The following is a 24641-nucleotide window of genomic DNA, read 5'->3' as shown; positions in this document are numbered from 1 at the left end:
TATATTTTGTAAAATAAGATTGTAAATGAGCGATAAGTATTATATAAAAATACTATGATACACATGTAATCAGTAGTATAATATTGAAATAGAGGCAATAACAAATTGACATTAAGGACCAAGTGAAATATTATATATATTTTATTATAATCCCAATCAATTAATAGGTGGAGTATATATTTATACATATATAAGGAAAATTTTTACTTATAAAATATACTTTTACGGGTATTATTATAAAGACGGATAACTTATATCAAGTGATTCTTGGATTTGGATTGAGTTTGCTCATGGGGATAAAATTATAAATATATTGAATATAATAGAGATTATATTTGATAAACTGGGATTAAATAGGTTGTAATAAAGGAGAGGTTTATGTTTGTATCATTATTGGAGAGATATAATCAACTTAAACATGATTATGAAAGCTATCAAAGGGTAGCGGAAGAAACCATACAAAAGCAAAATAGGAAGATTAGACAATTGGATAAAAAACTGGATATGCTATCTTCAATAATAGAAATAAATCAGTATATAAATAAATGCCTTGGCAGTGATGAAATAATTTCTAAGATAAATGATATAATGATAGGAATTTTAGGTGTGAATTATTCCAGTGTGTATCTTCTGGAAAATAGAAAATTAAAGCTAAAGTCTACCAATTTGTATAATACAAAACACCATTTCAAAATAGAAGAGTACAACAGTAAGAAGTTAACTAAATTAACTCCATATTTACTTAATTCTCTTGATAATATATATGTAGACAACAGCATTCAGATACATTCCTCGTTATTTATGCCTATATATTTAAAGGAAGATCTTTTGGGTGCTATTTTAGTGGAACATAATATATACAATTATTTAAATCAGGGAAATATAAAATTACTATCTGCACTTAGCAATCAAATTGCCATATGTATAGAAAATAATAGACTTTATAATAAAATAAAGGAGAATTCTCAAAAGGATTTTCTCACGGATCTGTTCAGCAGAAATTATTTTTTTTCAGTTATACAGGAAAAGATAAAAGATTGTGGGAGAGGTTTTGCTATTGTAATGATAGACATAGACAATTTTAAAAGCTGTAATGATACTTTTGGACATCAATATGGCGATGTGGTTCTTAAAAGGGTCAGCAGTATAATAAAGGATAAGCTCAGGAAAGAAGATATGGTGGCTAGATATGGAGGAGAAGAGATTATAATATATATGTATGATATAAAAGGGGTGTCGGATGTATATAACAGGATGAGCAGTATAGGAAAATTTATAGAGGAAGAACCTATAGAATACAATGGAAAGTTGTGCCATGTAACAGTTTCTATGGGTATAAGTATATCTTATAATAAGAATGAAAATATCGAGGATATAATAAGAAAAGCAGATATGAATTTATATAGGGCAAAAAACTCCGGAAAAAATAGAGTAGTTTGTTGATCATAATAATATATAGGATTTGAAAAGGGTGATAGATATGAGTAAAAGATGGACTGAAGCTCAAAGTGAGGCCATTTTTACACAAAAGTGCAATTTGCTGGTGGCGGCAGGAGCTGGAACAGGTAAAACAGCGGTGTTGGTGGAAAGAATAATACAAAAAATAACTGATAATAGTGAAAATGTAGACATAGATAAATTATTGGTTGTTACATTTACAAATGCAGCAGCTTCTGAAATGAAAGAGAGAATAGGAGAGGCACTTTCTAACTTATTAGAGGTAAATTACAATTCTAAAAATATTCAAAAACAATTGGCTCTATTAAATCAATCCAATATAATGACTATCCATTCTTTTTGTCTTAAAGTTATAAAAAGTAATTTCCATTTAATAGATTTGGATCCTAACTTCAGAGTATGTGACAACACTGAGTCCATGCTCTTAAAACAAGATGCACTTGAAGAGGTCCTGGAAGAAAAGTATCAGGAAGGAGAAAAAGAATTTTTAAGGCTGGTAGATAGTTTTGGAAATAAAAATGATATTAAGCTTCAAAATATGGTCATGTCGTTATATGAATTTTCAAAAAGTAATCCCTGGCCTAAAAGATGGCTGCAGGCAGCTGTACAAGATTTTAATGTAGAAGAAGATTTTAATTTTGAAGACACCACCTGGGCTAAAGTATTAACGCATAGTTTAGACATGGAGATTAATGCTTACAGGGATAAGATGGAAAATGCCGTAAAAATGATTAAAGAGACCAAGGGTCTGGAGCATTATTTAAGCCCTTTTGAAAATGATATTGAAAGTATAGACAGGATGTTGGGTGCTGATTCCTGGCATAAGATGAAAAAGGAATTTATAGAATTAGAATTTGATAAACTTCCAGTGAAAAAAGTGGGAGATGACATAAAAAATATAAAAGAAAAAGTTAAAAATATAAGAGATGAAGTAAAAAAGAAATTAAATGATATAAGAGAAAGTATATTTTTAAGTTCAGGTAATGTGGGTAAAGATATGAAGGAAGTATACCCCAGGCTCAAGTGCCTGGTTTCCCTTGTAATAGATTTCAGTGATAAGTATTATGATAAGAAAAGAGCAAGGGGAATACTGGATTTTAGTGATATAGAACATTTTTGCCTTGATATATTAACAGATGTGGATGGTGAAGGAAATAAAATACCTTCACAAATAGCTTTGGAATATAGAAGGTATTTTGAAGAAATATTTATAGATGAATATCAAGACAGCAATGAAGTTCAAGAAGTTATAATGAATATGATAAGCAGAAAAGCCCAAGATGCAAATTTGTTTATGGTAGGAGATGTAAAACAGAGTATATACAGGTTTAGACAGTCAAAACCAGAGCTGTTCCTGCAAAAATATGCTGCTTATTCTGAAAAAAAGGGAAGCAGAAATAGAAAAATAAAATTATCTGAAAATTTTAGAAGCAGAAAAGAGATAATAGATGCGGTAAATTATTTATTTAAGCAGATAATGTGCAGGGAAATAGGGGAGCTGGATTACGATGATGATGAATGTTTAATAAGTTCAGCTAAATATGAAGCCTGTGAAGGAAGATGCGGTGGAGATGTAGAAATTTACATAGCAGATAAAAAGGAAACTGGGGAAGGTCTGGAACGGGATAACCAGGAGTTGTTGGATAATATCCAGGTTGAGGCCCGCATTGCAGCTGAAAGGATAGATGAATTGATAAGTCCCAAATCAAATGGGGAATGTTTTAAAATATATGATAAGGGAATAGATAGCTATAGAGCCGTAATGTATAAGGATATAGTAATATTGATGCGTGCAACTCAAAATTGGGCACCAACTTTTGTAGAGCAGCTGAATGATTTGGGAATACCTGTATTTGCTGATACTTCAGTAGGTTATTTTGAAGCTATTGAAATAAAAACTGTAATATCACTTCTCCAAATAATAGATAATCCAATACAGGATATACCTCTCATAGCTGTACTAAGATCTCCTATAGAGGTATTTTCACCAGAAGAGCTTATGGATTTGAGAATAGTGAATAGGGAAGTTCCTTTTTATGAAATATTAAAGGCAGTGGCAGAAGAAAAGGCAGAATCAAAATATTCTCTGGATCATATAGAGGATGAATTGAGATGTAAAGTTAAAGCATTTTTGAAAAAGCTTAACGGCTGGAGGAAAAGGGTAGTATATATGCCTATAGATGAATTTATATGGCATCTTTATACAGAAACAGGTTATTATGGTTTTGTGGGAGCTATGCCTGGAGGAATTCAAAGACAGGCAAATTTGAGAATGTTGTTTGAAAGAGCAAAACAATATGAAAAAAGCAGCTATAAAGGGCTTTTTAATTTTATAAATTTTATAAATAAGATTAAGAACAGCAGTGGGGATTTGGGAAGTGCAAAAGTGCTTGGAGAAAATGAAAATGTAGTTAGGATAATGAGCATACATAAAAGCAAAGGACTTGAATTCCCTGTAGTGATACTAGCAGGAGCAGGAAAAAATTTTAATTTAACGGATATAAACAAGAGTGTATTGTTTCATAATAAGCTGGGATTTGGGCCGGATTGTGTAAATGTTGAGAGGCATCTATCCTATCCTACTGTTATGAAGCAGGTATTAAAAAGAAAATTGAAAGTTGAGACTCTTTCTGAGGAAATGAGAATATTATATGTAGCTTTTACTAGGGCAAAAGAAAAACTTATAATAACGGGAATGATAAATGATGTTGAAAAGACAGCGAAAAATTGGTGTGAATATGCATCTTATAGTGGAGTCAAACTTCCGGAGTATTCCCTTATAAATGCTAAGAATTTTCTCGATTGGATAGGACCGGCAGTTGCAAGACATCTTGGCGGAAAATCCATTAGGGATGTTTCTAGGATTCAGGGTAATTTGAATTGGATAGTTGAAGGAGATAACTCCAAGTGGAAGGTGTGTATTAAAAATAAAGATAGCTTTACTAAAGGTATCTTTAAAGAAAAAACTTGTGAGGATATAATGGAGTGGATTAAAGACTTGGATTTGAACTGTAGTGAGGGAAGATATGAAAATGAAGTTCATAAAAGGCTTGACTGGAAATACAAGTATGGCGAAGCTTCTAAAATACCTGCCAAGTTTTCAGTATCAGAATTGAAAAGAAGATTTAAATTAATTGATACAGAAGATAGTGTGGAGTTTATGGAACCTGTATATTTGAAAAAACCGCTTTTCTTAAAAGAGAAAAAAGGTTTTACCGCAGCAGAGAGAGGAACCATTATGCATTTGGTAATGCAGCATGTCGATATTAAAAAAGTTAACTCCTATTCTGAAATAGAAGAACAAATATATAAATTGGTGCTGAGGGAATTTATAACTGGAGAAGAGGCCAAATCCGTATCTATAAAGAAAATATTAAAATTTTTTGATTCATCCCTTGGGTCAAGAATGAAGATGGCTGGAAATTTATACAGAGAAGTTCCTTTTTATATGCAAATTAACAGCAGTGAAATATATAAGGAATTACCACAGGAGATCTATGGAGGCGAAAAGGTATTAATCCAGGGAATAATAGATTGTTATTTTCAAGAAAAAAATGAATTAGTACTTGTGGATTATAAAACGGATTATGTGGAAAGTATAGAAAAGATAAAAGAAAAATATAGGATTCAAATTTATTATTATGCACGGGCGTTGGAAAAATTAACGGGTAAAAGGGTTAAAAATAAATATTTATATCTATTTCACAGTGATGATGTATTGGAAGTTTAAATGAGAGATAAAGTGAATATACAGTACAATATAATTTTATGTAAAGCTTTAATGTTGTAAATTGTGGTTTTTATATAATGATGATATAATTTCATAGAAGATCAATAAATAAATATTTTATTGCATGGGAGGAATTTATATGGAAAATGTTGTTGACAAATTATTGAGATATGTAAAGTTCGACACCAGTTCTGATGAGGAATCCAATACTGTTCCAAGTACCTCAAAACAACTGAAACTGGCAGGCCAATTGTCAAAGGAATTATTAAAATTTAAGATGAAAGATGTGTCCCTGGATGAGAATGGTTATGTTATGGCTACTCTACCTGGCAATACTGAAAAAACAGTTCCTGCAATTGGATTCATAGCCCATATGGATACCAGTCCGGAAACTTCAGGAAGAGATGTAAATCCTCAGATAATAGAAAATTATGATGGTAAGGATGTAGTTCTAAATAAGAAGGAAAATGTAGTTTTAAGCGTTAAAGATTTTCCAGAGATAAAAGAATATAAAGGTAAGACGCTGATAACTACTGACGGAACAACTTTACTTGGTGCAGATGACAAAGCTGGTATTGCAGAAATAATGACTGCTGTAGAATATTTAATAGAGCACCCGGAAATAAAGCATGGAGATATAAAAATAGGATTTACTCCAGACGAGGAAATAGGGAGAGGTCCAGATTATTTTGATGTGAAAAAGTTTAACGCTCAATTTGCCTATACCATAGATGGAGGCTCCATTGGAGAATTAGAATTTGAGAATTTCAATGCGGCTTCTGCAAAAATAACGGTTTCGGGCAGAAATGTACATCCAGGTGAAGCAAAAGGTAAAATGATAAATTCAATGCTTATAGCCAGTGAATTTATAAATATGCTTCCTAAGGATGAAATACCGGCAGCTACATCAGGTTATGATGGATTTTATCATCTTGTTTCTATGAAAGGTGATGTGGATAAAACCACACTTAATTATATTATAAGAGATTTCGACCAAGAGAAATTTAATAGAAGAAAGAAATTGGTAGAAAAATATGCAGATGAAATTAATAAAAAGTATAATAAAGATGTCATAAAAGTTCATATATCAGAACAATATAAAAATATGAAAGAAAAAATTGAACCTGTAAAATATATAGTTGATATAGCTTTTCAGGCCATGAAAGAAGCTGAAGTAGAACCTAGGATTGTACCAATTAGAGGGGGCACTGATGGGGCCAGACTTTCCTTTGTGGGACTTCCAACCCCTAATATATTTACAGGAGGACATAATTTCCATGGTAAATTTGAATACATACCGGTGTTTGCCATGGAGAAGGCAGTACAGGTTATAATCAAAATAGCTGAGATAGTTGCAAAAAAATTATAGTAACTTTTTTTAAAGTTTGTAATATTATATTCAATATAAGATATCAAGTGATTGTTAGGTTAAGATGGAGTTTGTTCGTAGAAAATGCTTTTTCAATAAAAAATCATAGTATTTTTAGTGGAGGGGGTATGGATGAAGGATAATAATGAATTCAAAATAACAATGGAGATAATAGAAGAATGTTTACAAGAATGTCTTGAAAATAAAGATGGGCATGAAGAAAAAGACAAAGCACACCCTGTTAGTAATAGATAAGAGCATGCTTTTCATTATAAAAATTTAATCAATTGAATATTTTTTTTCAAGATGTCTAAAAGCAATAACTAGAATTGAAGTTATAATCAAGTATATTACAGCAGCTATTATAAAGGGAGTAATGGTAAAATCACGGGTTACCACTTCCTTTGCTGCTCTTAAAAGATCACCCACTCCAATGGTTGCAACTAAAGCAGAATCCTTTATTAAATTTATACTTTCATTACATACAGGCGGAAGTACATTTCTAGCGGTTTGTGGAATTATTATTTTTGTCATAGTCTGATAATAATTCATACCTAAAACCTTGGAAGCTTCGTATTGCCCCTTGTTTATGGACTCAATGCCGGCTCTAAATATTTCCGCCAAATATGCAGCATAATTTATAGTAAAGGCAATGCTGGCAGCAGCTAAAGGGGATAATCTTATGCCAATTACAGGAAGACCAAAGTAAGCAAAGAATAACTGTAAAAGCAGAGGAGTTCCTCTGAAGATCCAGGTGTATAAACTCAGTAAAGCTCTCAATGGTTTGATCTTAGATATTTTTCCTACTGCTACTATGCATCCAAGAGGTACTGAAAATATAGCAGTTATAAAAAATAATTCTGCAGTTATCAAACTTCCCTTTAATATAAACCCTGTAATGTCCATAAGATCAGCCAATTAAATCACATCCTAACCAATTATTTTGCAATTATATCTTTACCAAACCACTTCTGGGATATTTTGTTCGCGGTTCCATCCTTTTTCATGGAATCCAGTGCTTCATTTAACTTGTTTTTAAAGGCTGTGTCAGTCTTTCTAATACCAACACCGTAATCTTCCTTTCCAAAATTGTCATCAAGTATTTTATATAACCCAGGTTTTTTTTGTAAATAATATCTTCCAACAACTTCATCCACTACAACAGCATCTATACGTCCTTGATTCAAATCCAATAGAGCTTCCGTATTATTTGAATATTTTCTGACTTCTTTTAAGGATTTAGAAGTGACAGTATCTGTCTTCAATGCGGTTTCACTGCTGCTTCCCAGTTGAAGTCCTACAGTTTTGCCTGATAAATCTTTCTTGCTTTTTATGTTGGAGTCATTTTTTACCACAATTATTTGCTTGTTTTGAAGATATACTTTTGAAAAGGATATCTGTTTTTTCCTATCATTTGTTATAGTTAGACCATTCCATATAACATCTATGTCCTTGTTTTTTAAGCTGAGAATAATACCATCCCATTCTACAGGCTTAAAGACTACCTTTACCCCCATCTTTTTTGCAGCTGCTTTGGCCATATCTATGTCAAATCCTACAATTTGTCCTTTTGAATCTCTGAACCCCATTGGAGGAAAGCTGTCATCCAGACCTACTACAAACTCACCTTTTGATTTTATATCATCCCAGGATTTATCAGTTTGCTGAGATTGTCCACATCCTGAAAGCATTGCTCCAATTAGAAAAACCACAAGAGCTAAAATACCTAATTTTTTTTTCATTTTATTACCTCCCATTAAAATTATAATTACAATAAATATTATAATTTACCATGATAAATTTGTAAACTGATAAATCTATAGAAGGGATAATAATTGAACATAAAAATACCGGGCAAATTATAAGGCAGGGTATAATTTACTCGGTGTTTGGTATTTTTTCAACTAATGCTGTCTAAGGCTTTGAGCGGCAGCTTTTATATTGCTTTTTCCCAAAATGGCGGATATTACACAAATGCCGTCGATTCCTGTGGATAATGTTTCCTTGAAGTTATGTTCATTAATACCGCCTATGGCAACGGCAGGTATGGTTATACTATTGTATATTTTACGGAGCCCTTCTATACCTATAGGGATGTCTATGTCTTTTTTAGTTCCAGTGTAGAATATGGTGCCTATTCCAATGTAATCTGCGCTATTTTTTTCTGCTTCTACAGCTTCTTCTACACTGCCGGCAGATATCCCTATTATTTTATCTTTACCTAATATTCTTCTGGCAGCAGTTAGGGGAATATCACTTTGACCAAGATGTACACCATCTGCATCTACAGCTTGGGCTATATCTAACCTGTCGTTTATTATAAAAGGGATTTTATAATGAGTGGTGACTTTTTTGATTTTTAGGGCAATATTGTAAAATTCCTTTGAAGAAATGTCTTTTTCCCTTAGCTGTACCAGAGTGACACCTCCTAAAATTGCATCTTCTACAGCCTTGGGCAAGTTATCTTCTTTTAACAGGCTTCTGTCTGTAGCAAGATATAGACTATAATCTATTTCCATGTTATTTTTGCACCTTCTTTTAATTTTTTCTCACTTAATTCATATATGCAGTCTATGAGTTTAATTCTGAAGCTTCCAGGGGCAGCGGCTATTTTAAAAGCTTCTTCCCCGGCTATATTCATTGAAAGTATGGCACTTACAGTAGCTGTAAATTTATTTTCAGAAGCTCCGCAGGCAGCTCCGCAAAGAGCACCTACCATACAGCCTGATCCAGTAACTTTAGTTAACATTTTTGTTCCGTTTTCAATTATGGCACTATTTTTACCATTTGTTATGAAATCTTTTCTACCAGTGGCAGCAACTATGCAGTTATATTTGCGAGATAAGGCTATGCAGCACTCCAAGGCTCCCTCTCCAGTGTCTAAAGAATCAACACCCTTTACTCTGGAAGATTGTCCTGCTAAAAATTTAATTTCTCCTATGTTGCCTTTTATAACATCAATTTTCCCAACCTGGAGTATTCTGTTTATAACTTGAATTTTCCTTGGTATAGCAGCACAAGCTACAGGATCCAATACTACAGGGATGTTATGGATTTTTGCAGAAGTACTGGCTAAAATTGTGGCCGCTTCCTGTTCCTTATCAAGAGTTCCTAAATTTATATATAGGGCAGATGATAATTTAACAAAATCAAAAACCTCATCATAAGATTCACACATAGCAGGTGAAGCACCATAAGATAAAAGAATATTTGCACAGTCGTTTATAGTGACGTAGTTGGTAATACAATGGACAAGAGGTACTTTATTTCTAACCTCTGATAATGTTTTTGCTACTCTGTCTAAATTTGAATTGTTCAATTTTTAACCCCCTTTAATTTTAATACATGAATTGCAATTTATATTTATTGAAAAGGTATGCCGGCTTTTTTATAAATTTCAACAAAATGTCCTACAGGACCAACGCCGCTGCCTATGGGAAATGAGTTTTCTATTGCTTTAGTTATATACTGCTTTGATAGATCTACCGCTCTGTCCATGGTATAGTCCTTAGCTAGATAGGAGGCTATAGCGGAAGATATGGTGCAGCCAGTTCCATGAGTATTTTTGGTATTTATTCTGTGACCTTTCAGAGTCAGTATTTTATTATTGTAGAGCAAAATATCATTGGCATCATTACATCTGTGGCCTCCCTTTACAAATACATTTTTTGCACCGGATTCTTTTATTTTAAAAGCAGCCTCCTCCATTTCACTTTCATTATTGATTTTTAATCCAGTTAGGATTTCTGCTTCCGGTATATTTGGAGTTACTATATCTGCAATATTTACCATATCTTTTATGGCTGTTTCAGCTTCTGGCTTTAGGAGAAAATATCCACTTTTTGATATCATTACTGGATCCAGTACTATATTTTTAGCCTTATATTCTATTAAGAGTTTTTTTATTACAGATATGGTTTTGCTATTGGAAGCCATTCCAATTTTTACTGCATCTACTTTAATATCATCAAATATAGACCTTATTTGAGCCTCTACAATTTCAGGACTTATATCAAGTACATCCTGTACTCCCACTGTATTTTGTGCTGTAACAGCAGTGATTACACTCATGCCGTATACACCAAGGGCACTCATGGTTTTTAAATCGGCTTGTATTCCAGCTCCGCCTGAACTGTCAGAGCCTGCAATTGTCAATACTTTTTTCATCTAAAACACCTCCGGATAAATATAAAAGGTGTATGCGGAAAAGCATACACCTAATAAAAATCTAAAATTATGTGAAATTGCTTCCCTACGCCAGTTCTGTCTGGATCAGGTTCAAAGGGTTAGAGAATATCTCTTCTCAGCTATATAGAGCACCCCCACAAACTATCTTATTTTAAATTTATTGTACTACAGTAATAAAAATTTGTAAATTAAATTAAATAAAAACTAAAAGATGTTGAAATAAATTTTATTTTTCTGAGGTTGGTTGTCCAGAATTTGAGGTTTTAGGGTTGACATTCTTTTTATTTAAACCAAGTATAAAGTAGAAAGCTAATAAAAGTATGAACCAGATACACCCTACAATAAGAGCAATCATAGTATCTTTGCTGAAAGCTAACATTACAATAACAAAAGCTAGAAAGGCGAGTACAATCCAGTTGAGATAAGGGTATCCGAACATTGGAAAATGTAACTTATTTACTTCCTCTGGAGTAAGTCTTTTTCTGAACTTCAATTGAACTATTAAGATTATTCCCCAAACCCAAATTGCACCAAGTGTAGCTACACTTGTAACATAAGTAAATACCTTTCCAGGGAATAAATAGTTAAGTACAACTCCAATTAAAAGAAAAAGTGCAGAAATTATGATACCATTAGTCGGAACATGACTTTTGCCTAATTTACCAAACATTTTTGGTGCTGTTCCCTGAAGGGAAAGATTATAGAGCATACGCCCTGTACTGAAAATACCACTGTTGCAGGAAGATAAAGCTGCAGTCAATACTACAAAGTTTATAATACCTGCTGCTGCTGATATACCCAGTTTACTAAAAGTTAAGACAAAAGGACTTCCAGTTGTGCCAAGAGTGTTCCATGGATAAAGGGACATTATTACAAAAAGTGCTCCTACATAAAATATAAGTATTCTCCAAAATACCTTGTTGATAGCCGATGGTATCGTTTTCTCCGGATTTTTTGCTTCTCCTGCTGTAACACCTATAAGTTCTGTGCCAAGGTAAGCAAACATAACCATTGTTACTGCAAGCATAGGTCCCCATCCACCTTTAGGGAAAAATCCTCCGTGTGACCATAGATTTGAAATACCAATAGGCTTTCCGCCGTTACCCAGGCCAAATATAATCATAAGCAGACCTAATACTATCATTGCAATAATTGTAACTACTTTAATAAGTGCAAACCAGAATTCAAATTCACCATAGGCCTTTACTGCAATTAGATTTACGCATGTCATTACAACAAGTGCTGCCAGTGCAGGTATCCACTGGGGCATGGTCGGAATCCAGAATTTAACGTATACACCTACAGCAGTAATTTCAGCCATACAGGTTACCACCCACATGAACCAGTATGTCCATCCAGTCATGTAACCCGCCAATGGTCCTATGAATTCGTTGGCATAGGCACTAAAGGATCCAGAAACAGGATAGGAAGTTGCCAGCTCACCTAAGGCCCTCATTATAACAAACATAGCAAAACCAGCTATAACATAGACGAATAGAATTGCCGGTCCAGCCGTTTGAATAGCAGTGGCAGATCCTAGAAATAAACCTACACCAATAGCGCCGCCAAGTGCAATCAGTTGAATGTGACGTTCTTCTAGACCACGTTCAAGGTCTTCATTTAATGCGTCTTGTTTACTCATCGTATTCCTCCTTAGTAGTTATATAGACTCTATAATAAGTAATAAAAAATATTTAATTGAATTTAAGTCACCTCCGTTAATCATTATACATTATTTAGAATATTCTTAAATAAATAGTATCATATTTTTTATTTATTCACAACTACTATTTCAAATTTCTGTGAATTAACAATTATTTTATATTTAAGTTATATTATTTAAAAAAATGTGTAAATAATATAATGAAAACCGTATATTATCTTAAAATACAAATGCATTATGAAAATAATATTCATTTTAAAAATTATTCTAAAAAATAGGACAGATTTGTATTTTATAATTACCTCTTGACCTTCAATAATATTTGTGATATCATAATTTTGTTACATGCCGAAGTGGTGGAATTGGCAGACGCAACGGATTCAAAATCCGTCGTTGGTGACAACATGCGGGTTCGACTCCCGCCTCCGGCACCATGAATATCAATGTTTAAGAGCATTTTGGAATTTATTCCAAAATGCTCTTTTTGGGTTTATGTCCTCCAAATGTCCTCCAAAAAAATATCACAAATTAAAACAGATTAAAGCAAAATAGCAAAAACCTGTATGTAGTTCAGGGTTAATGCATGAGTAAATAAAGTGTTAAAATGGCTAAAAGAGTTAGCCAATGACAGTTCAGATAAAAGTGTTAAACTTGCAGCTAACCAGTATGTTATGAATAGAGTGTATGGAAGTCCGGCATCAGTAATTGAAACTTATAATGATGGAAATGAGGACGATATAAATGAGAAGAAACAGATACAAATATTTACAATATATATTTACACTGTATTTTACGCATTTGTATATAAAAATAAACTCTCGTGTTAAATATATTTTTGTAGATTAGGAATAATTTCAATTTTACCATCATAAGTATTTTATATAACAGATTTTTCTCATTCAGGATCAATCTATTGATTGCAAGAAAGAGCATATTGATGATTTTCAATACTCGAAACAAATGGTATATTATATTTCACTTGCATTTAATATACTGGGGGAATTATAATTAATTATGTAGAATTGTATTAAAATGTTTTGAGGGAGGTAGTGCAAGTGGAATATCAATTTTCACCTATAAGGTTTGATAACAGGGGTTATATTCGGGATTCGGTATTTTCTATTTTGCGAAATGCAATATTAGATGGCAAATTGGAACCAGGTCAGCGATTAGTGGAACGCAATATTGCAGATCAGTTGAAAATAAGCAGGACTCCGGTACGTGAAGCAATCCGTCAACTCCAATATGAAAGGCTGGTAACTTATATTCCGCGTAAAGGCGTAGTGGTTTCAGGGTTTAGTAAGGATGATATTGAGGAGATTCAGCTTATCAGAACTACACTGGAAGCATTAAGCTGCAGTATTGCAGCTGTGAAAATCAGTAATAAGGAATTAGATTATCTAACTTCAATTATTAACCAGATATCAGATAAATCTGAAAAGGTGAACAATGGAAAACTGAGCTCGTTGAATAAAAAATTTCATGAATGTATCTGGAAAGCAGCAGATAGTCCTCATTTATATTATTTTATAAACACACTTTGTGAATATGTCAATAAATTCACCCATTTAACTTATACTAAACCTGGAAGAATTGAAGAAGTAGTATTGGAACATAATGAAATAGTTGATGCTTTACAAAAACATGATGGTGCCGCTGCCTATGAGGCCATGAAAAAGCATGCGGAAAAATCTGGAGAAATATTTCTTGAAATGGCTTATGCAGATAAAAAGCATTGATCATACTATAATGCTTATGTATTTTGATGAGAATAATTATAGGGGAATTATGTCTTTTATACTATAGAGATAAATAGCGGTTAAAAGTATTTTGAAAGTATTCTGAAAGTTTATTGAGTTTCATATTAAAGGATGATATAATAAAAACTGGAAAAGTTGATGCTTGTACTGTAAGAATTACAGATAATATATAAATATATAGTTGCCAGTTAAATTAACAACTGTAATGATCTCATATGGATATGGTATACCGTATACCATATTAGGGGGAAATAAATTTGATTTTACATTGATTCTGTTATAGTCAGTTAAGATAATAGATAAAAGGGGTATATTATTGAATTATGGTATACCGTATACCATAATTATAGTTTGATATAATTGATACTTGCTTTAGAACATCAGGAGGTAAATGAAATGGCTGGAATTAATTCTGTTAAATTGAAAGTTAAAGAGGGATTAGTGGAGGATTCCCGCAAGGGTATTGTGAGGATAAATAGAGAAGATATGGAGCAATTAGGTGTGGATACCGGAGATGTTATAAGTATAAAAGGTAAAAGAACTACTGCAGCAAAGGTTTATCCATCTTTTAATGATATTTACGGCAGCCCGTTAGTTCAGATGGATGGGATAATTAGGCACAACGCTGGGGTGGGAATAAATAATGAAGTAACAGTGAGCAAAACTGAAGTGAAAATAGCGCGTAAGGTGGTACTTTCCCCGCTTGAAAGTTTTTCTGACTGGACACAAGAAGATGAAGATGAAATAAAAGGTATATTAAGAGGAATGCCAATAATATGTGAAGATGAATTATCTTTAACCTTTTTTGGCAGCAGCCAGTGCAGCTTTCTTATAAGTGGAACGGCGCCATCAGGGATTGTAAAAGTGAGTAAGGAAACTGATATTATTTTTGTACAACCTGAGCTTGGCACTACTGGATCAAGAATTACATATGAAGACATAGGGGGATTAAATGAACAGGTTCAAAAAATAAGAGAAATTGTGGAATTACCTTTAAAATATCCAAATGTGTTTAAAAAGTTAGGTATTGAGCCGCCTAAAGGTATATTGCTTTATGGTCCTCCGGGTACGGGAAAAACTTTAATTGCCAGAGCAGTAGCTTCTGAAACAAAGGCTTATTTTGTCCATGTAAATGGGCCGGAAATAATGAATAAGTTTTATGGGGAAAGTGAGGCCAAACTGCGGGAAATTTTTAAAGAGGCCAAAAGCAGATCGCCAAGTATAATTTTTTTAGATGAATTGGACTCTATTGCACCAAGACGAGAAGATGTACATGGCGAGGTTGAAAAAAGAGTAGTGGCCCAGCTTCTTGCACTTATGGATGGATTGGAAAGCAGGGGGCAGGTTGTTGTAATTGGTGCCACCAATATACCTGATTCATTAGATCCGGCACTTAGACGTGCAGGAAGATTTGATAGAGAAATTGCCATTATGCCTCCCAATAAAGAGGGAAGGCTTAAAATATTACAGATTCATACAAGAACCATGCCACTTGACAAAGATGTAAAATTAGGTGCATTAGCTAAAATTACTTATGGATTTGTTGGATCAGATCTTTCAGCTTTATGTAAAGAAGCTGGAATGATAGCGTTGAGAAAAATACTGCCAAAAATCACAGAGGATAATAATATTCCTTATTTTAAGGTTTCAATGGATAATTTTACTGATGCACTAAGAGAAATTCAGCCCTCATCCACCAGAGAATATTATTCAGAAATTCCAGATATAAAGTGGAAGGATATAGGAGGTCTGAAAAAGACTAAAGAGATTTTGCAGACTTTAGTAGAACTTCCACTTCATCATCCTGATTTGTGTCAGAAATATAAGTTTACACCGCCTAAAGGTATTTTGCTGACAGGCCCTTCAGGTACGGGGAAAACCATGTTGGCAAATGCTGCTGGAAATTCTGCAAAAGTAAATTTTATAATAATAAATGGCCTTACACTGGATTCACATTGGAAGGGAGAAGCTGAAAAGGCCTTACATGATATGTTTGTTAAAGCAAAACAAACTGCTCCTTGTATTTTGTTTTTCGATGAATTGGATGGTATTGTCCGCTCTCGTTCCTCGGGGTCGGGCAATTTAAAAGACAGACTTATAAGTCAACTCATATTAGAATTTGATGGCTTGGAAAAAATTCAGGGAGTTACAGTGTTGGCTGCCACTAATAGAATAGATTTAATTGATCCCGTTTTATTCAGGGAAGGGCGTTTTGAGTATATTTTGGAACTGCCTTTACCAGAAATTGACGAAAGGGAATCTATTTTGAAAATTCATTCCCAGGATCTGCCTATATCTGAAGATATAAATTTCAGGCAGCTGGCTGAGGAGACCAAGGGTATGAGTGGTGCAGAATTGGCCACCTTATGCCATAAGTCCTCGTTTATAGCACTTATGTTGGCAATAAAAAATGGTTTGAAAATAAAGATAAATCAAGATATCTTTAATAAGGCCATTGCTGAAATAAATAGGCAAAAGAAATTTGGGGAGGTGATTAAGACAAAATCTTAACATTTAAATTCAGTATAATGTTAACCATTAAAGAAAGGAAGGTGGAACAAGGTGTCAAGTCAAAATTTGTTTGATGAACCAGGGTTAAGGCAAATTACAGTTTGGGGTAGAGGAGTTTATGAAAACAAAGAGGCTCGTGATGTAGTGGTTTCTTTAACTGAAGCTGCTGCAGTAGAAGGTAAATATGTTCAAGCATGGGAGGATTATGTTGATCTTCCCGATCGTATCTATGTTCCAGTAAGGGCATATGGTAAAATTAGTCCTCAGGAAATTGAGTCCAAGTATGTTTATGAAAATGAAGCTCCTGATATTGTGGTACTTACAGAAGAAACTCTCGTAAAAGGTGTGGATATTTTATCAGGAATAAAACCGGGAGCTGTTCTTGTAATAAATACAAAACGTTTACCAGAATACCTATTTGGATTTATTAAAAAGAATACAGAAAACCTTTCTAGAATTGTTACAGTAGATGCAAATAGCCTGTCAAAATCTATTATTACTCTTTCTGGAGCTGAAGGTGCTACAGATGCATCTGGAATCGGGAAAGGTATTGGTGCTGCGTTAGCTGCTGCTGTTGTCAAAGGTACAGAAATTGTACAATTTGATAATTTACTTAAGATCATTGCCAATAAGAGTGCTGCAAAGAAAGCTTATAAACAAGCAGTTGTTGTAGATGTAAATGCTATACCGAAAGCTTCTGTTTAACCATTAAAAAATATTAAGGAGGTGCTGTAAAATGGCTGTACCATATGAAAAAATTCCCTTTGCAGGAACCGTGCCTTCCCCTCAAAAAGAAAATGAAGGTATGATTACCGGAAGTTGGCGTACTAGAAGGCCAATATTGGATGCTGAAAAATGTGTGGAATGTCAAACTTGTTGGATTAGCTGCCCTGATTCTTGTGTCAATCTTATGACCGAGGATAGCCCTATTACTTTTAATTTAAAATATTGTAAGGGTTGTGGAGTCTGTGCTGAGGAGTGCCCTGTAGGAGCAATTACCTTAGTACCTGAATTGGATTTTAAAGATTAAGTTTATATTTAACAGGAGGTGAATTAAATTAATGAAAACCAATATAAAAAGAATGTCAGGATGCGTGGCAACGGCTAACGCAATTAAATTGGCTAATGTGGATGTTATATGTTCATATCCCATTCGCCCATATACTGGAATTATGTCGGAATTGGCAAGGATGGTGGCAGATGGAGAGTTAGATGCTGAATTTATTCTCGGTGAAGGAGAACATGGGCAGCTAAGTGTTGTATATGGCGCTTCAGCTGCTGGAGCCCGAGCTTTTACAGGCAGTTCAGGAGTAGGTGTAACCTATGCAATGGAAGTGTATTCTCCAATTTCAGGTGAAAGACTTCCCCTTCAGATGGCAATTGCTGACCGTACATTGGATCCCCCAGGTGATTTTGGGTCCGAGCATACAGATGCTATGTGCTGCCGTGACCAGGGATGGATTCAAGGCTGGGCTTCTACTCCTCAGGAAGCTTTGGATGTAAGTCTTATGTATTACCGTATTGGTGAAGATCCACGGGTTCTTTTACCACAATATGCCTGTCAGGATGGATACTTCGTATCTCATATTCTTGGTGAGGTTGATGTGCCATCACAGGAACAGGTCAATGCATTTTTACCGCCTTATAAAAATCATCATGTGCTGGATACAAAAAATCCTATGATTATTGGACCACAGATGGAACCTGAAATGGGTCCTGGGACTCAGTATCAACGACATATGGCTGTAGAAGGAGTATACAAAGTATTTGAAGAAGTTCATGAAGAATTTGCTGATATTTTTGGACGTAAATATGATCCTTGGTTGGAAGAATATATGACTGAGGATGCTGAATCAGTTATCTTTTTACAAGGAGGACATGCAGAAACAGCTAAAAATGTTGCAAAACATTTGAGAAATCTTGGTGAAAAAGTTGGTGTAGTCCGTCTGCGTACTCTGCGTCCTTTCCCTACTAAACAGGTACGGGAAGCCCTGAGTAAATTTAAAGTTGTAGGTGTAGTTGACAACTCAGTTAATTTTGGAATTTCCTGTGGAGCAGGTGCTTTATTAACTGAAGTCAGGGCTGCCTTATATAACAATGACAAAAAAGTGGAGACAATAGGATTTGTAGCAGGATTAGGTGGTTCTATGATCACTCAGGATGAATTTTATAAAATTTTTAATATAATGAAGAATGTTATTAAAACCGGAAAAAATGAAAAACAGAGTTATTGGTCGCCATTTGAGCTGTAAATATGAAAGGAGGAAGTTAAGTGTTAGAACAAATTAAATCTATTAAAAAAGCACCAAAAGAGGAATATTATGTTCCAGGTCATCGTACTTGTGCTGGATGTGGGCCGGCACTTCAATATAGATTAGTGGCTAAAGCAGCAGGAAAAAATACAATTTTTATTGGACCTACAGGTTGTATGTATGTTGCAAATACCAGTTATGGCTGTGGTCCTTGGGCTGTCCCATGGATACATGCACAAATTACTAATGGCGGAGGAGTTGCATCTGGAATATCATCAGCATTTAAAGCTATGATACGTAAACATGAAACGGATGCGGAATACCCTAACATTATTGTAATGGCAGGTGATGGCGGAACCTCTGATATTGGTATTCAATCTTTATCTGCAGCATTTTATCGCGGACACAATATAGTATTTATCTGCTATGATAATGAATCCTATGCCAATACCGGCATTCAGGCTTCTCCCACTACTCCTTATGGTGCCTGGACTACTTTTACTCCAGCTGGACCTGTAGTTCCAGAAGGCAGAAAACTCATGCCTAAGGATATTACCAAGGTTATGGCTCATGGACATCCTGAATTAAAATATTTAGCTACTGCATCAGTAGGGTATCCATTGGATTTAATGAATAAAGTACGTAAAGCCTGTAATGCTGATGGACCAGCTTTTCTCTACATTCACGCACCATGTCCAAAAGGCTGGAGCTTCCCAGCAGAAAAAACAGTTGAAATTGCTAAATTGGCAGTTGAAACTGGTATGGTTCAATTATATGAACTTGTAGAGAGTCAATATAAACTAACCTATAAACCTGCTAAATTCAAACCAGTTAGTGAATATATAAAATATCAGGGACGTTTTAGTCATCTGCAGCCTGAACATATTGAAAAACTTCAGGAATTTGCAAATCAACGTATGAAAGAAGTTGGAATAGAGTACCGTGTACCGCCAGTAGCAGAATAATAAAATTTAAATATAATATAATATATAATAATGCCATAATTTGTAATGAACCTGGTGAAGTTTTACCCCCGGATTGATTTATTAACTCCGGGGTTCTAATTAATAAAAAAGCAAGGTGATAAAAGAGTAAGTATTATTAATTATACCATTAATTTAAATCTGGATCTTTGATAATTAAATATGAATTTAAGGAGGAATAATGCATGAATAGTGTTGACGAGATGAAAGCTAAAAATATCAAGGCATATGGCTCAATCCTGGGTAATCGTTGGCTTCAATTGATTGCTGCTGTTATAGCTATGATAATGATTGCTAATCTTCAATATGCCTGGACTTTGTTTACTACTCCATTAGTTGCACAATTAAAGTCATCTCTAACTGTCATTCAATATGCTTTTACCTTATTTATTATGTTTGAAACTTTTGTACAGCCGGCGGGAGGTTATCTGCTTGATAGATTTGGTTCAAAATTAATGTTTATTATTGCTGGTTTATTGATTGGGTCTGGTTGGAGTATGATGGGACAGGTAAATTCCGTTGCTGGTTTGTATTTTTCTTATGCCATGGCAGGAGTTGGTGCGGCAATTATTTATGGCGGATGTGTCAGTGTTGCAATCCGGTGGTTTCCGGATCGACGGGGTATGGCTTCAGGTATAATAGCAGGTGCTTTTGGATTGGGATCCATGCCCTTTGTGCCTGTAATCGATAACTTATTGCAAAATAGTGGTGTTACAAAAGCATTTTTGGTTACCGGAATATTACAAGGTATTGTAATTATAATTGTGGCCTTGATTTTACGCTATCCGGTTGGATCAAAAATGCCTAACAAAAAAGAAGAGATTGCAAAATTAGATCAATCAAAAATCGGATTTAGTCCTCTGCAAATGCTAAGAACTCCAAATTTTTGGATTATATGGTCCATGTTCTTTTCTATTAGTGTGGGCGGACTTATTATTACGGCTAATACAAAACCTTTTGGAAAGGAAATGGGTATAGCTTCTTCGATTATTGTACTGGCAGTTATGTTGAACAGTCTTGCCAATGGAATAGGTCGAATTTTTTGGGGGTGGATTTCAGATAGGCTTGGTCGTCCCAAAACTATGTTTATATCTTTCGGTTTAAATGCAATATTTTTATTTGTTTTACCTATTATAGGTAGTAACAATATTCTATATATAATTTGTTTAATGTTTATAATGTTTACCTGGGGACAGCTCTTTTCCCTATTCCCGCCAACTAATGCCGATGTATTTGGTTCCACCTACGCCGCTACCAATTATGGCTTTTTATATAGTGGTAAAGGAATAGCTTCTATTCTAGGTGGTGGTTTGGGAGCATATCTAGCCAGCTCCTTTGGATGGAATGTTGTATTTTCCTGTGCTGCAATACTTTCACTATATGCCTGTATAATGTCACTGGTTTTGCCTCGCATACCAAAACCAGTGAAAAAACAATCCATTGTAAGTAAGGAAGAAACTACTAAAACCACCACTTAGCACTCAATTAAATATATCTTTGAAAATACTTTATTTTCACTCCCCACTTTACAGTTACAGTATATCATAAGCCATTTATTATTTCAATAGTATTTGGTATACCAAATACCTATTTTAATAAAGAATATGCTGTAAATTATTTAAAAATACTGGTTTATTATACAAAATAAGTATAATTACAAAAAGATTGGAGGAGTTAATGATGTTGAAACAACTAGAGGATGAGGGATTTGAAGATTTTATAAGAGATGGTTTTTATTCAGTGGTAGGTTTTTATTATCCCTCTGCAAAAAACAGAGATGAGATGTTGAATGCTATGGAGGAATTTTCAAAGAAGCATGGGAATGTAGCATCTGCTGTTATGGATATTACAGGAAAAGGCGTACCAGAGGAATATGGAATTGGGGAAGATGAAAGCCCCATTGTGGTTGTATTTAAACAAGGCAATGCATTTAAAACCGTTACTGATTTTTCAGTTAAAAATATTGCAAATGCAATTACACCTCCTGGGAAAAATATAACATTACAATAGGGGATGATTCACTGTAGATTTAATTTTAAAACATCTATTATCATTAAGGTACAGCTTTGTTTTAAGCTGTACCTTATTTTTAATGCAGATAAGATATAGTTTTTTTATTTTGTGTATAATATATAATAATAATATACAATAAGCATTTCGTAGAAATTGTAATTGACGGAAACCAATGGATATGAAATTAGAGAAGGGAGAAAAGAGAAATATGGATGTTTCATTTTTAGGAGGAGCCCGTGAAGTGGGAGGCAGCTGTATACTCTTAAGAATATATAATAAGAATATATTATTGGATTGCGGTATAAGACAAGGTTCTTCTAAAGATACCTTGCCTGATTTTAAATTAGTTCAGGATAGTGGAGGTGTGGATGCTATAGTTATAAGCCATGCCCACATGGATCATATAGGATCACTCCCCATGATAAGCAAGGAGTATCCAGAAGCCAGAATATATGCAACTAAGATGACAAAAGATTTAATGAAAGTATTGATTTATGACAGTTTAAAAATTATGAACAACAGAGAAGGTGAAATTCCCCTCTATGCAGAAGGGGATGTTATCAGTATGCTGAATCATGTGTTTCCAATTAACTATATGGTTAAATTTCCTATATTTAAAAACATAGTTCTTACTTTTTACACTGCAGGGCATATAGCAGGGGCTGCCTGCATTTATATTACCACACCGGAGGGTTCACTTTTTTACTCCGGAGATTTTTCCCTGTTTTCACAAAAAACTGTGGAAGGATTGAAGGTACCAAAATTGGCACCGGATGTGGCAATTTTTGAATCTACTTACGGAGACAGGCTTCATTCAAATAGGGAGGTGGAAGAAGAAAAACTCATTGACATAATAAATGAATGCATCAGAAAAAGAGGTAAGATGCTTATTCCGGCATTTGCTCTTGGAAGGGCACAGGAAGTAATTCTTATTCTAAAAAAAGCCATTAATAAAAAAATAGTGGAAAATATTAAGGTCTATGTAGATGGAATGATAAGAGATATAAATAGGACTTATAAATTAAATCCACTCTATCTTAAAAATTCCTTGGGAAAAAAAATATTAAAAGGCAATGAGCCCTTTTATGATGATAATATAATTGCGTTGGATAATAATGAAGTCAGGAAGGACATATTGAAAAATCAGGAGCCCTGTGTGATAGTATCAAGTTCAGGCATGCTTACAGGGGGGTTCAGCCAGTATTATGCGGAAAAAATAGCTCCAATGGAAGATGGTTATATAGTTATAACAGGCTACCAGGACGAAGAATCTCCTGGAAGAAAATTATTGGATCTTTTAAAAGATGAAGAAAATAAAAAATTATTTATAAATGAAAAAACTGTTGAAGTAAATTGCAATGTGAAAAAAATAGGACTTTCAGCCCACAGCGATAAATCTGAAATAAAATCCCTAATACATTTTTTGAATCCAAGGAATATATTTATTGTTCATGGAGATGAAAAGGTAGTGGAGGGTTTTTCAAAGGAAATTTCTTCAGAGATAAATGGAAGAGTGTATGCTCCTAAATGTGGAGAAAGCTACGAAATCAATATACATACGCCTCGAAGACAATGGAGAAAATATATAGATAAAATTATGAATTCTTATGAAGAATTGGATGAATTTAATGTGGAGAATCTATGGAAATTTGTGCTCGATAATTATAACAAAAGGTTATTTACATTGGAAGAACTTTTTTATATATGGAAAGGGGATAATAAATTAAAAAATACTTTTCAGGATTTTCAGAAGATTATAATTGAGTCCCCTTATTTTGAAAGTGACAGTAAAAGATTATTTTTATTTAGCTGTAAGGGAAAAGAAAAAGTAAAGGAAAGTGTGGATAAAAATGAGCTTAAACCAAATGAACTGAGGGAAATTGTATATAAGTATTTTAATGAGTTTCATTTCAAAAAAGCCAGCTATATATATGATGAAAAAAAAGTTATCCTGAATTTTGATTTCCCATCTGTCATCAGTGAGGATATATATAATGTAATGAAAAAATTTCAAGAAGAATTGGGATGGAAAGTGAAAATAAACAATATAGTGAATATAAACGAGGCCTCTAAAGTGGTGAAAAGATTTTTACAGGAGGATCATATTAAAAAAATATCTTATAGGCTGGAAAAAAATGAAGTGGTAGTAACCTTGGATTCTGTATTGGATATAGAAGAAGGTAAATTGACTGAATTTAAAAATATTACAGGGCTTGACATTCTGCTTAAAGTGCCTGAGGTTTTTGCAGGGGAAAGAGCAGATAATATAATTATAAAGACTGATGATAAATGTGAAACTGTAGAACAAAACCAGGCTCTGAAATTAATTGATGAATCTTTTTATAGGGAAGAATTTAGACCATATAAAAAAAGTGTAAAATCCTGTTCGGGAAAAAAGTATATAGAACTTTCTTTTATAAGTCCTGTAATAGGGAAAAAATATGAAAAGAATATTGAAAAAATAGCAAATATTATAGGATGGGATATAAGTATATCAAGCAGTGCAAATCAAAGTGAAATAATAAAAACGGCAGTAGAACTTTGTAAAGAAAAAAACATAATATTAAGGAAAAATCCAGCCTTTAATAATTTTGATCTGAGTGTGGAATTGAAAATTGGGAACAACTGTCCGGAGATTAATAATGAAAAATTAAATATGATAAAGGAGGAATTTGAACATAAAACAGGTTGTATATTAAGATGGTAGGGATTAA

At 33.8% G+C, this 24641-nt stretch carries 20 protein-coding genes, 1 tRNA gene and 1 riboswitch; of the genes, 15 read left to right on the top strand and 6 right to left on the bottom strand.

Annotated features, from left to right (window positions below; translation table 11 throughout):
* Window positions 1–378: 378 nt before the first annotated feature.
* The 4 genes from ACYUJ6_RS12295 (at window position 379) to ACYUJ6_RS12280 (ending at window position 6812) form a co-directional block, all read left to right on the top strand.
* Complete coding sequence (locus ACYUJ6_RS12295) at window positions 379–1443, top strand: sensor domain-containing diguanylate cyclase (RefSeq protein WP_461843059.1); 1065 nt, start codon at window positions 379–381, stop codon at window positions 1441–1443.
* Between the two features lie 37 nt (window positions 1444–1480).
* Window positions 1481–5188: a helicase-exonuclease AddAB subunit AddA gene (gene addA / locus ACYUJ6_RS12290; RefSeq protein WP_461843058.1), complete on the top strand. Its 3708-nt coding sequence runs from the start codon at window positions 1481–1483 to the stop codon at window positions 5186–5188.
* Between the two features lie 139 nt (window positions 5189–5327).
* Window positions 5328–6557, top strand: a complete 1230-nt coding sequence (pepT, locus tag ACYUJ6_RS12285; protein ID WP_461843057.1) for a peptidase T — start codon at window positions 5328–5330, stop codon at window positions 6555–6557.
* Between the two features lie 132 nt (window positions 6558–6689).
* Window positions 6690–6812 (top strand): hypothetical protein, encoded by a 123-nt coding sequence (locus ACYUJ6_RS12280; protein ID WP_461843056.1) that lies wholly within the window; start codon window positions 6690–6692, stop codon window positions 6810–6812.
* A gap of 24 nt (window positions 6813–6836) precedes the next feature.
* On the opposite strand, the gene ACYUJ6_RS12275 is transcribed toward ACYUJ6_RS12280, so the two are convergent.
* From ACYUJ6_RS12275 to ACYUJ6_RS12250, 6 genes are all read right to left on the bottom strand, one after another.
* On the bottom strand, window positions 6837–7475 hold the full coding sequence (locus ACYUJ6_RS12275; protein ID WP_461843055.1) for an amino acid ABC transporter permease: 639 nt from the start codon (window positions 7473–7475) through the stop codon (window positions 6837–6839).
* A gap of 20 nt (window positions 7476–7495) precedes the next feature.
* Entirely contained in the window at window positions 7496–8299 is an 804-nt protein-coding gene (locus tag ACYUJ6_RS12270) for an amino acid ABC transporter substrate-binding protein (RefSeq protein ID WP_461843054.1), read from the bottom strand.
* Window positions 8300–8461: 162 nt separating this feature from the next.
* A complete protein-coding gene (gene thiE, locus ACYUJ6_RS12265) occupies window positions 8462–9076 on the bottom strand; it encodes a thiamine phosphate synthase (protein WP_461843053.1) in 615 nt (204 codons plus the stop codon).
* Window positions 9067–9876 carry a hydroxyethylthiazole kinase gene (gene thiM, locus ACYUJ6_RS12260; protein WP_461843052.1) on the bottom strand — a complete coding sequence of 270 codons (810 nt, stop codon included), beginning with the start codon at window positions 9874–9876 and terminating at the stop codon, window positions 9067–9069. Before thiM ends, thiE begins: the two co-directional genes overlap by 10 nt.
* Window positions 9877–9920: 44 nt before the next feature.
* Complete coding sequence (gene thiD / locus ACYUJ6_RS12255; protein ID WP_461843051.1) at window positions 9921–10724, bottom strand: bifunctional hydroxymethylpyrimidine kinase/phosphomethylpyrimidine kinase; 804 nt, start codon at window positions 10722–10724, stop codon at window positions 9921–9923.
* 64 nt (window positions 10725–10788) lie between these two features.
* Window positions 10789–10891: riboswitch (TPP riboswitch) on the bottom strand.
* 80 nt (window positions 10892–10971) lie between these two features.
* Complete coding sequence (locus ACYUJ6_RS12250) at window positions 10972–12387, bottom strand: amino acid permease (RefSeq protein ID WP_461843050.1); 1416 nt, start codon at window positions 12385–12387, stop codon at window positions 10972–10974.
* Between the two features lie 368 nt (window positions 12388–12755).
* Between ACYUJ6_RS12250 and ACYUJ6_RS12245 the strand changes: the two genes are divergently transcribed.
* The 11 genes from ACYUJ6_RS12245 (at window position 12756) to ACYUJ6_RS12195 (ending at window position 24634) form a co-directional block, all read left to right on the top strand.
* Window positions 12756–12842: transfer RNA gene (locus tag ACYUJ6_RS12245), tRNA-Leu, on the top strand.
* Window positions 12843–13004: 162 nt separating this feature from the next.
* Complete coding sequence (locus ACYUJ6_RS12240) at window positions 13005–13235, top strand: hypothetical protein (protein WP_461843049.1); 231 nt, start codon at window positions 13005–13007, stop codon at window positions 13233–13235.
* 228 nt (window positions 13236–13463) lie between these two features.
* The gene (locus ACYUJ6_RS12235) at window positions 13464–14147 is read left to right on the top strand and encodes a GntR family transcriptional regulator (RefSeq protein ID WP_461843048.1); all 684 of its coding nucleotides are present in this window, start codon (window positions 13464–13466) and stop codon (window positions 14145–14147) included.
* A 417-nt stretch (window positions 14148–14564) separates the two neighbouring features.
* Window positions 14565–16679 (top strand): AAA family ATPase, encoded by a 2115-nt coding sequence (locus ACYUJ6_RS12230; RefSeq protein WP_461843047.1) that lies wholly within the window; start codon window positions 14565–14567, stop codon window positions 16677–16679.
* Window positions 16680–16730: 51 nt separating this feature from the next.
* On the top strand, window positions 16731–17384 hold the full coding sequence (locus ACYUJ6_RS12225) for an oxalate oxidoreductase subunit delta (RefSeq protein WP_461843046.1): 654 nt from the start codon (window positions 16731–16733) through the stop codon (window positions 17382–17384).
* A 31-nt stretch (window positions 17385–17415) separates the two neighbouring features.
* The gene (locus ACYUJ6_RS12220) at window positions 17416–17709 is read left to right on the top strand and encodes a 4Fe-4S binding protein (RefSeq protein ID WP_369704162.1); all 294 of its coding nucleotides are present in this window, start codon (window positions 17416–17418) and stop codon (window positions 17707–17709) included.
* Window positions 17710–17740: 31 nt separating this feature from the next.
* Window positions 17741–18931 carry an oxalate oxidoreductase subunit alpha gene (locus ACYUJ6_RS12215; RefSeq protein WP_461843045.1) on the top strand — a complete coding sequence of 397 codons (1191 nt, stop codon included), beginning with the start codon at window positions 17741–17743 and terminating at the stop codon, window positions 18929–18931.
* A gap of 20 nt (window positions 18932–18951) precedes the next feature.
* Entirely contained in the window at window positions 18952–19896 is a 945-nt protein-coding gene (locus ACYUJ6_RS12210) for an oxalate oxidoreductase subunit beta (RefSeq protein ID WP_461843044.1), read from the top strand.
* A gap of 203 nt (window positions 19897–20099) precedes the next feature.
* Entirely contained in the window at window positions 20100–21392 is a 1293-nt protein-coding gene (gene oxlT / locus ACYUJ6_RS12205; protein ID WP_461843043.1) for an oxalate/formate MFS antiporter, read from the top strand.
* Window positions 21393–21594: 202 nt separating this feature from the next.
* Window positions 21595–21924 carry a hypothetical protein gene (locus tag ACYUJ6_RS12200; RefSeq protein ID WP_461843042.1) on the top strand — a complete coding sequence of 110 codons (330 nt, stop codon included), beginning with the start codon at window positions 21595–21597 and terminating at the stop codon, window positions 21922–21924.
* A 211-nt stretch (window positions 21925–22135) separates the two neighbouring features.
* Window positions 22136–24634, top strand: a complete 2499-nt coding sequence (locus tag ACYUJ6_RS12195; RefSeq protein ID WP_461845506.1) for an MBL fold metallo-hydrolase — start codon at window positions 22136–22138, stop codon at window positions 24632–24634.
* Window positions 24635–24641: the final 7 nt, after the last annotated feature.

It is taken from the genome of Clostridium sp. JNZ X4-2, from assembly GCF_054889485.1.
Note: the sequence above shows the minus strand (reverse complement) of the source record. Positions and strands in the feature narration are given on the sequence as shown.

Bases quoted from the DNA above. Each gene is read 5' to 3' on its own strand.
- ACYUJ6_RS12220 (WP_369704162.1), top strand. From the start codon at position 17,416: ATGGCTGTACCATATGAAAAAATTCCCTTTGCAGGAACCGTGCCTTCC.
- ACYUJ6_RS12250 (WP_461843050.1), bottom strand. From the start codon at position 12,387: ATGAGTAAACAAGACGCATTAAATGAAGACCTTGAACGTGGTCTAGAA.
- ACYUJ6_RS12215 (WP_461843045.1), top strand. From the start codon at position 17,741: ATGAAAACCAATATAAAAAGAATGTCAGGATGCGTGGCAACGGCTAAC.
- ACYUJ6_RS12230 (WP_461843047.1), top strand. From the start codon at position 14,565: ATGGCTGGAATTAATTCTGTTAAATTGAAAGTTAAAGAGGGATTAGTG.
- ACYUJ6_RS12195 (WP_461845506.1), top strand. From the start codon at position 22,136: ATGGATGTTTCATTTTTAGGAGGAGCCCGTGAAGTGGGAGGCAGCTGT.
- addA (WP_461843058.1), top strand. From the start codon at position 1,481: ATGAGTAAAAGATGGACTGAAGCTCAAAGTGAGGCCATTTTTACACAA.
- thiE (WP_461843053.1), bottom strand. From the start codon at position 9,076: ATGGAAATAGATTATAGTCTATATCTTGCTACAGACAGAAGCCTGTTA.
- ACYUJ6_RS12270 (WP_461843054.1), bottom strand. From the start codon at position 8,299: ATGAAAAAAAAATTAGGTATTTTAGCTCTTGTGGTTTTTCTAATTGGA.
- ACYUJ6_RS12200 (WP_461843042.1), top strand. From the start codon at position 21,595: ATGTTGAAACAACTAGAGGATGAGGGATTTGAAGATTTTATAAGAGAT.
- oxlT (WP_461843043.1), top strand. From the start codon at position 20,100: ATGAATAGTGTTGACGAGATGAAAGCTAAAAATATCAAGGCATATGGC.
- thiD (WP_461843051.1), bottom strand. From the start codon at position 10,724: ATGAAAAAAGTATTGACAATTGCAGGCTCTGACAGTTCAGGCGGAGCT.
- pepT (WP_461843057.1), top strand. From the start codon at position 5,328: ATGGAAAATGTTGTTGACAAATTATTGAGATATGTAAAGTTCGACACC.
- ACYUJ6_RS12295 (WP_461843059.1), top strand. From the start codon at position 379: ATGTTTGTATCATTATTGGAGAGATATAATCAACTTAAACATGATTAT.
- ACYUJ6_RS12280 (WP_461843056.1), top strand. From the start codon at position 6,690: ATGAAGGATAATAATGAATTCAAAATAACAATGGAGATAATAGAAGAA.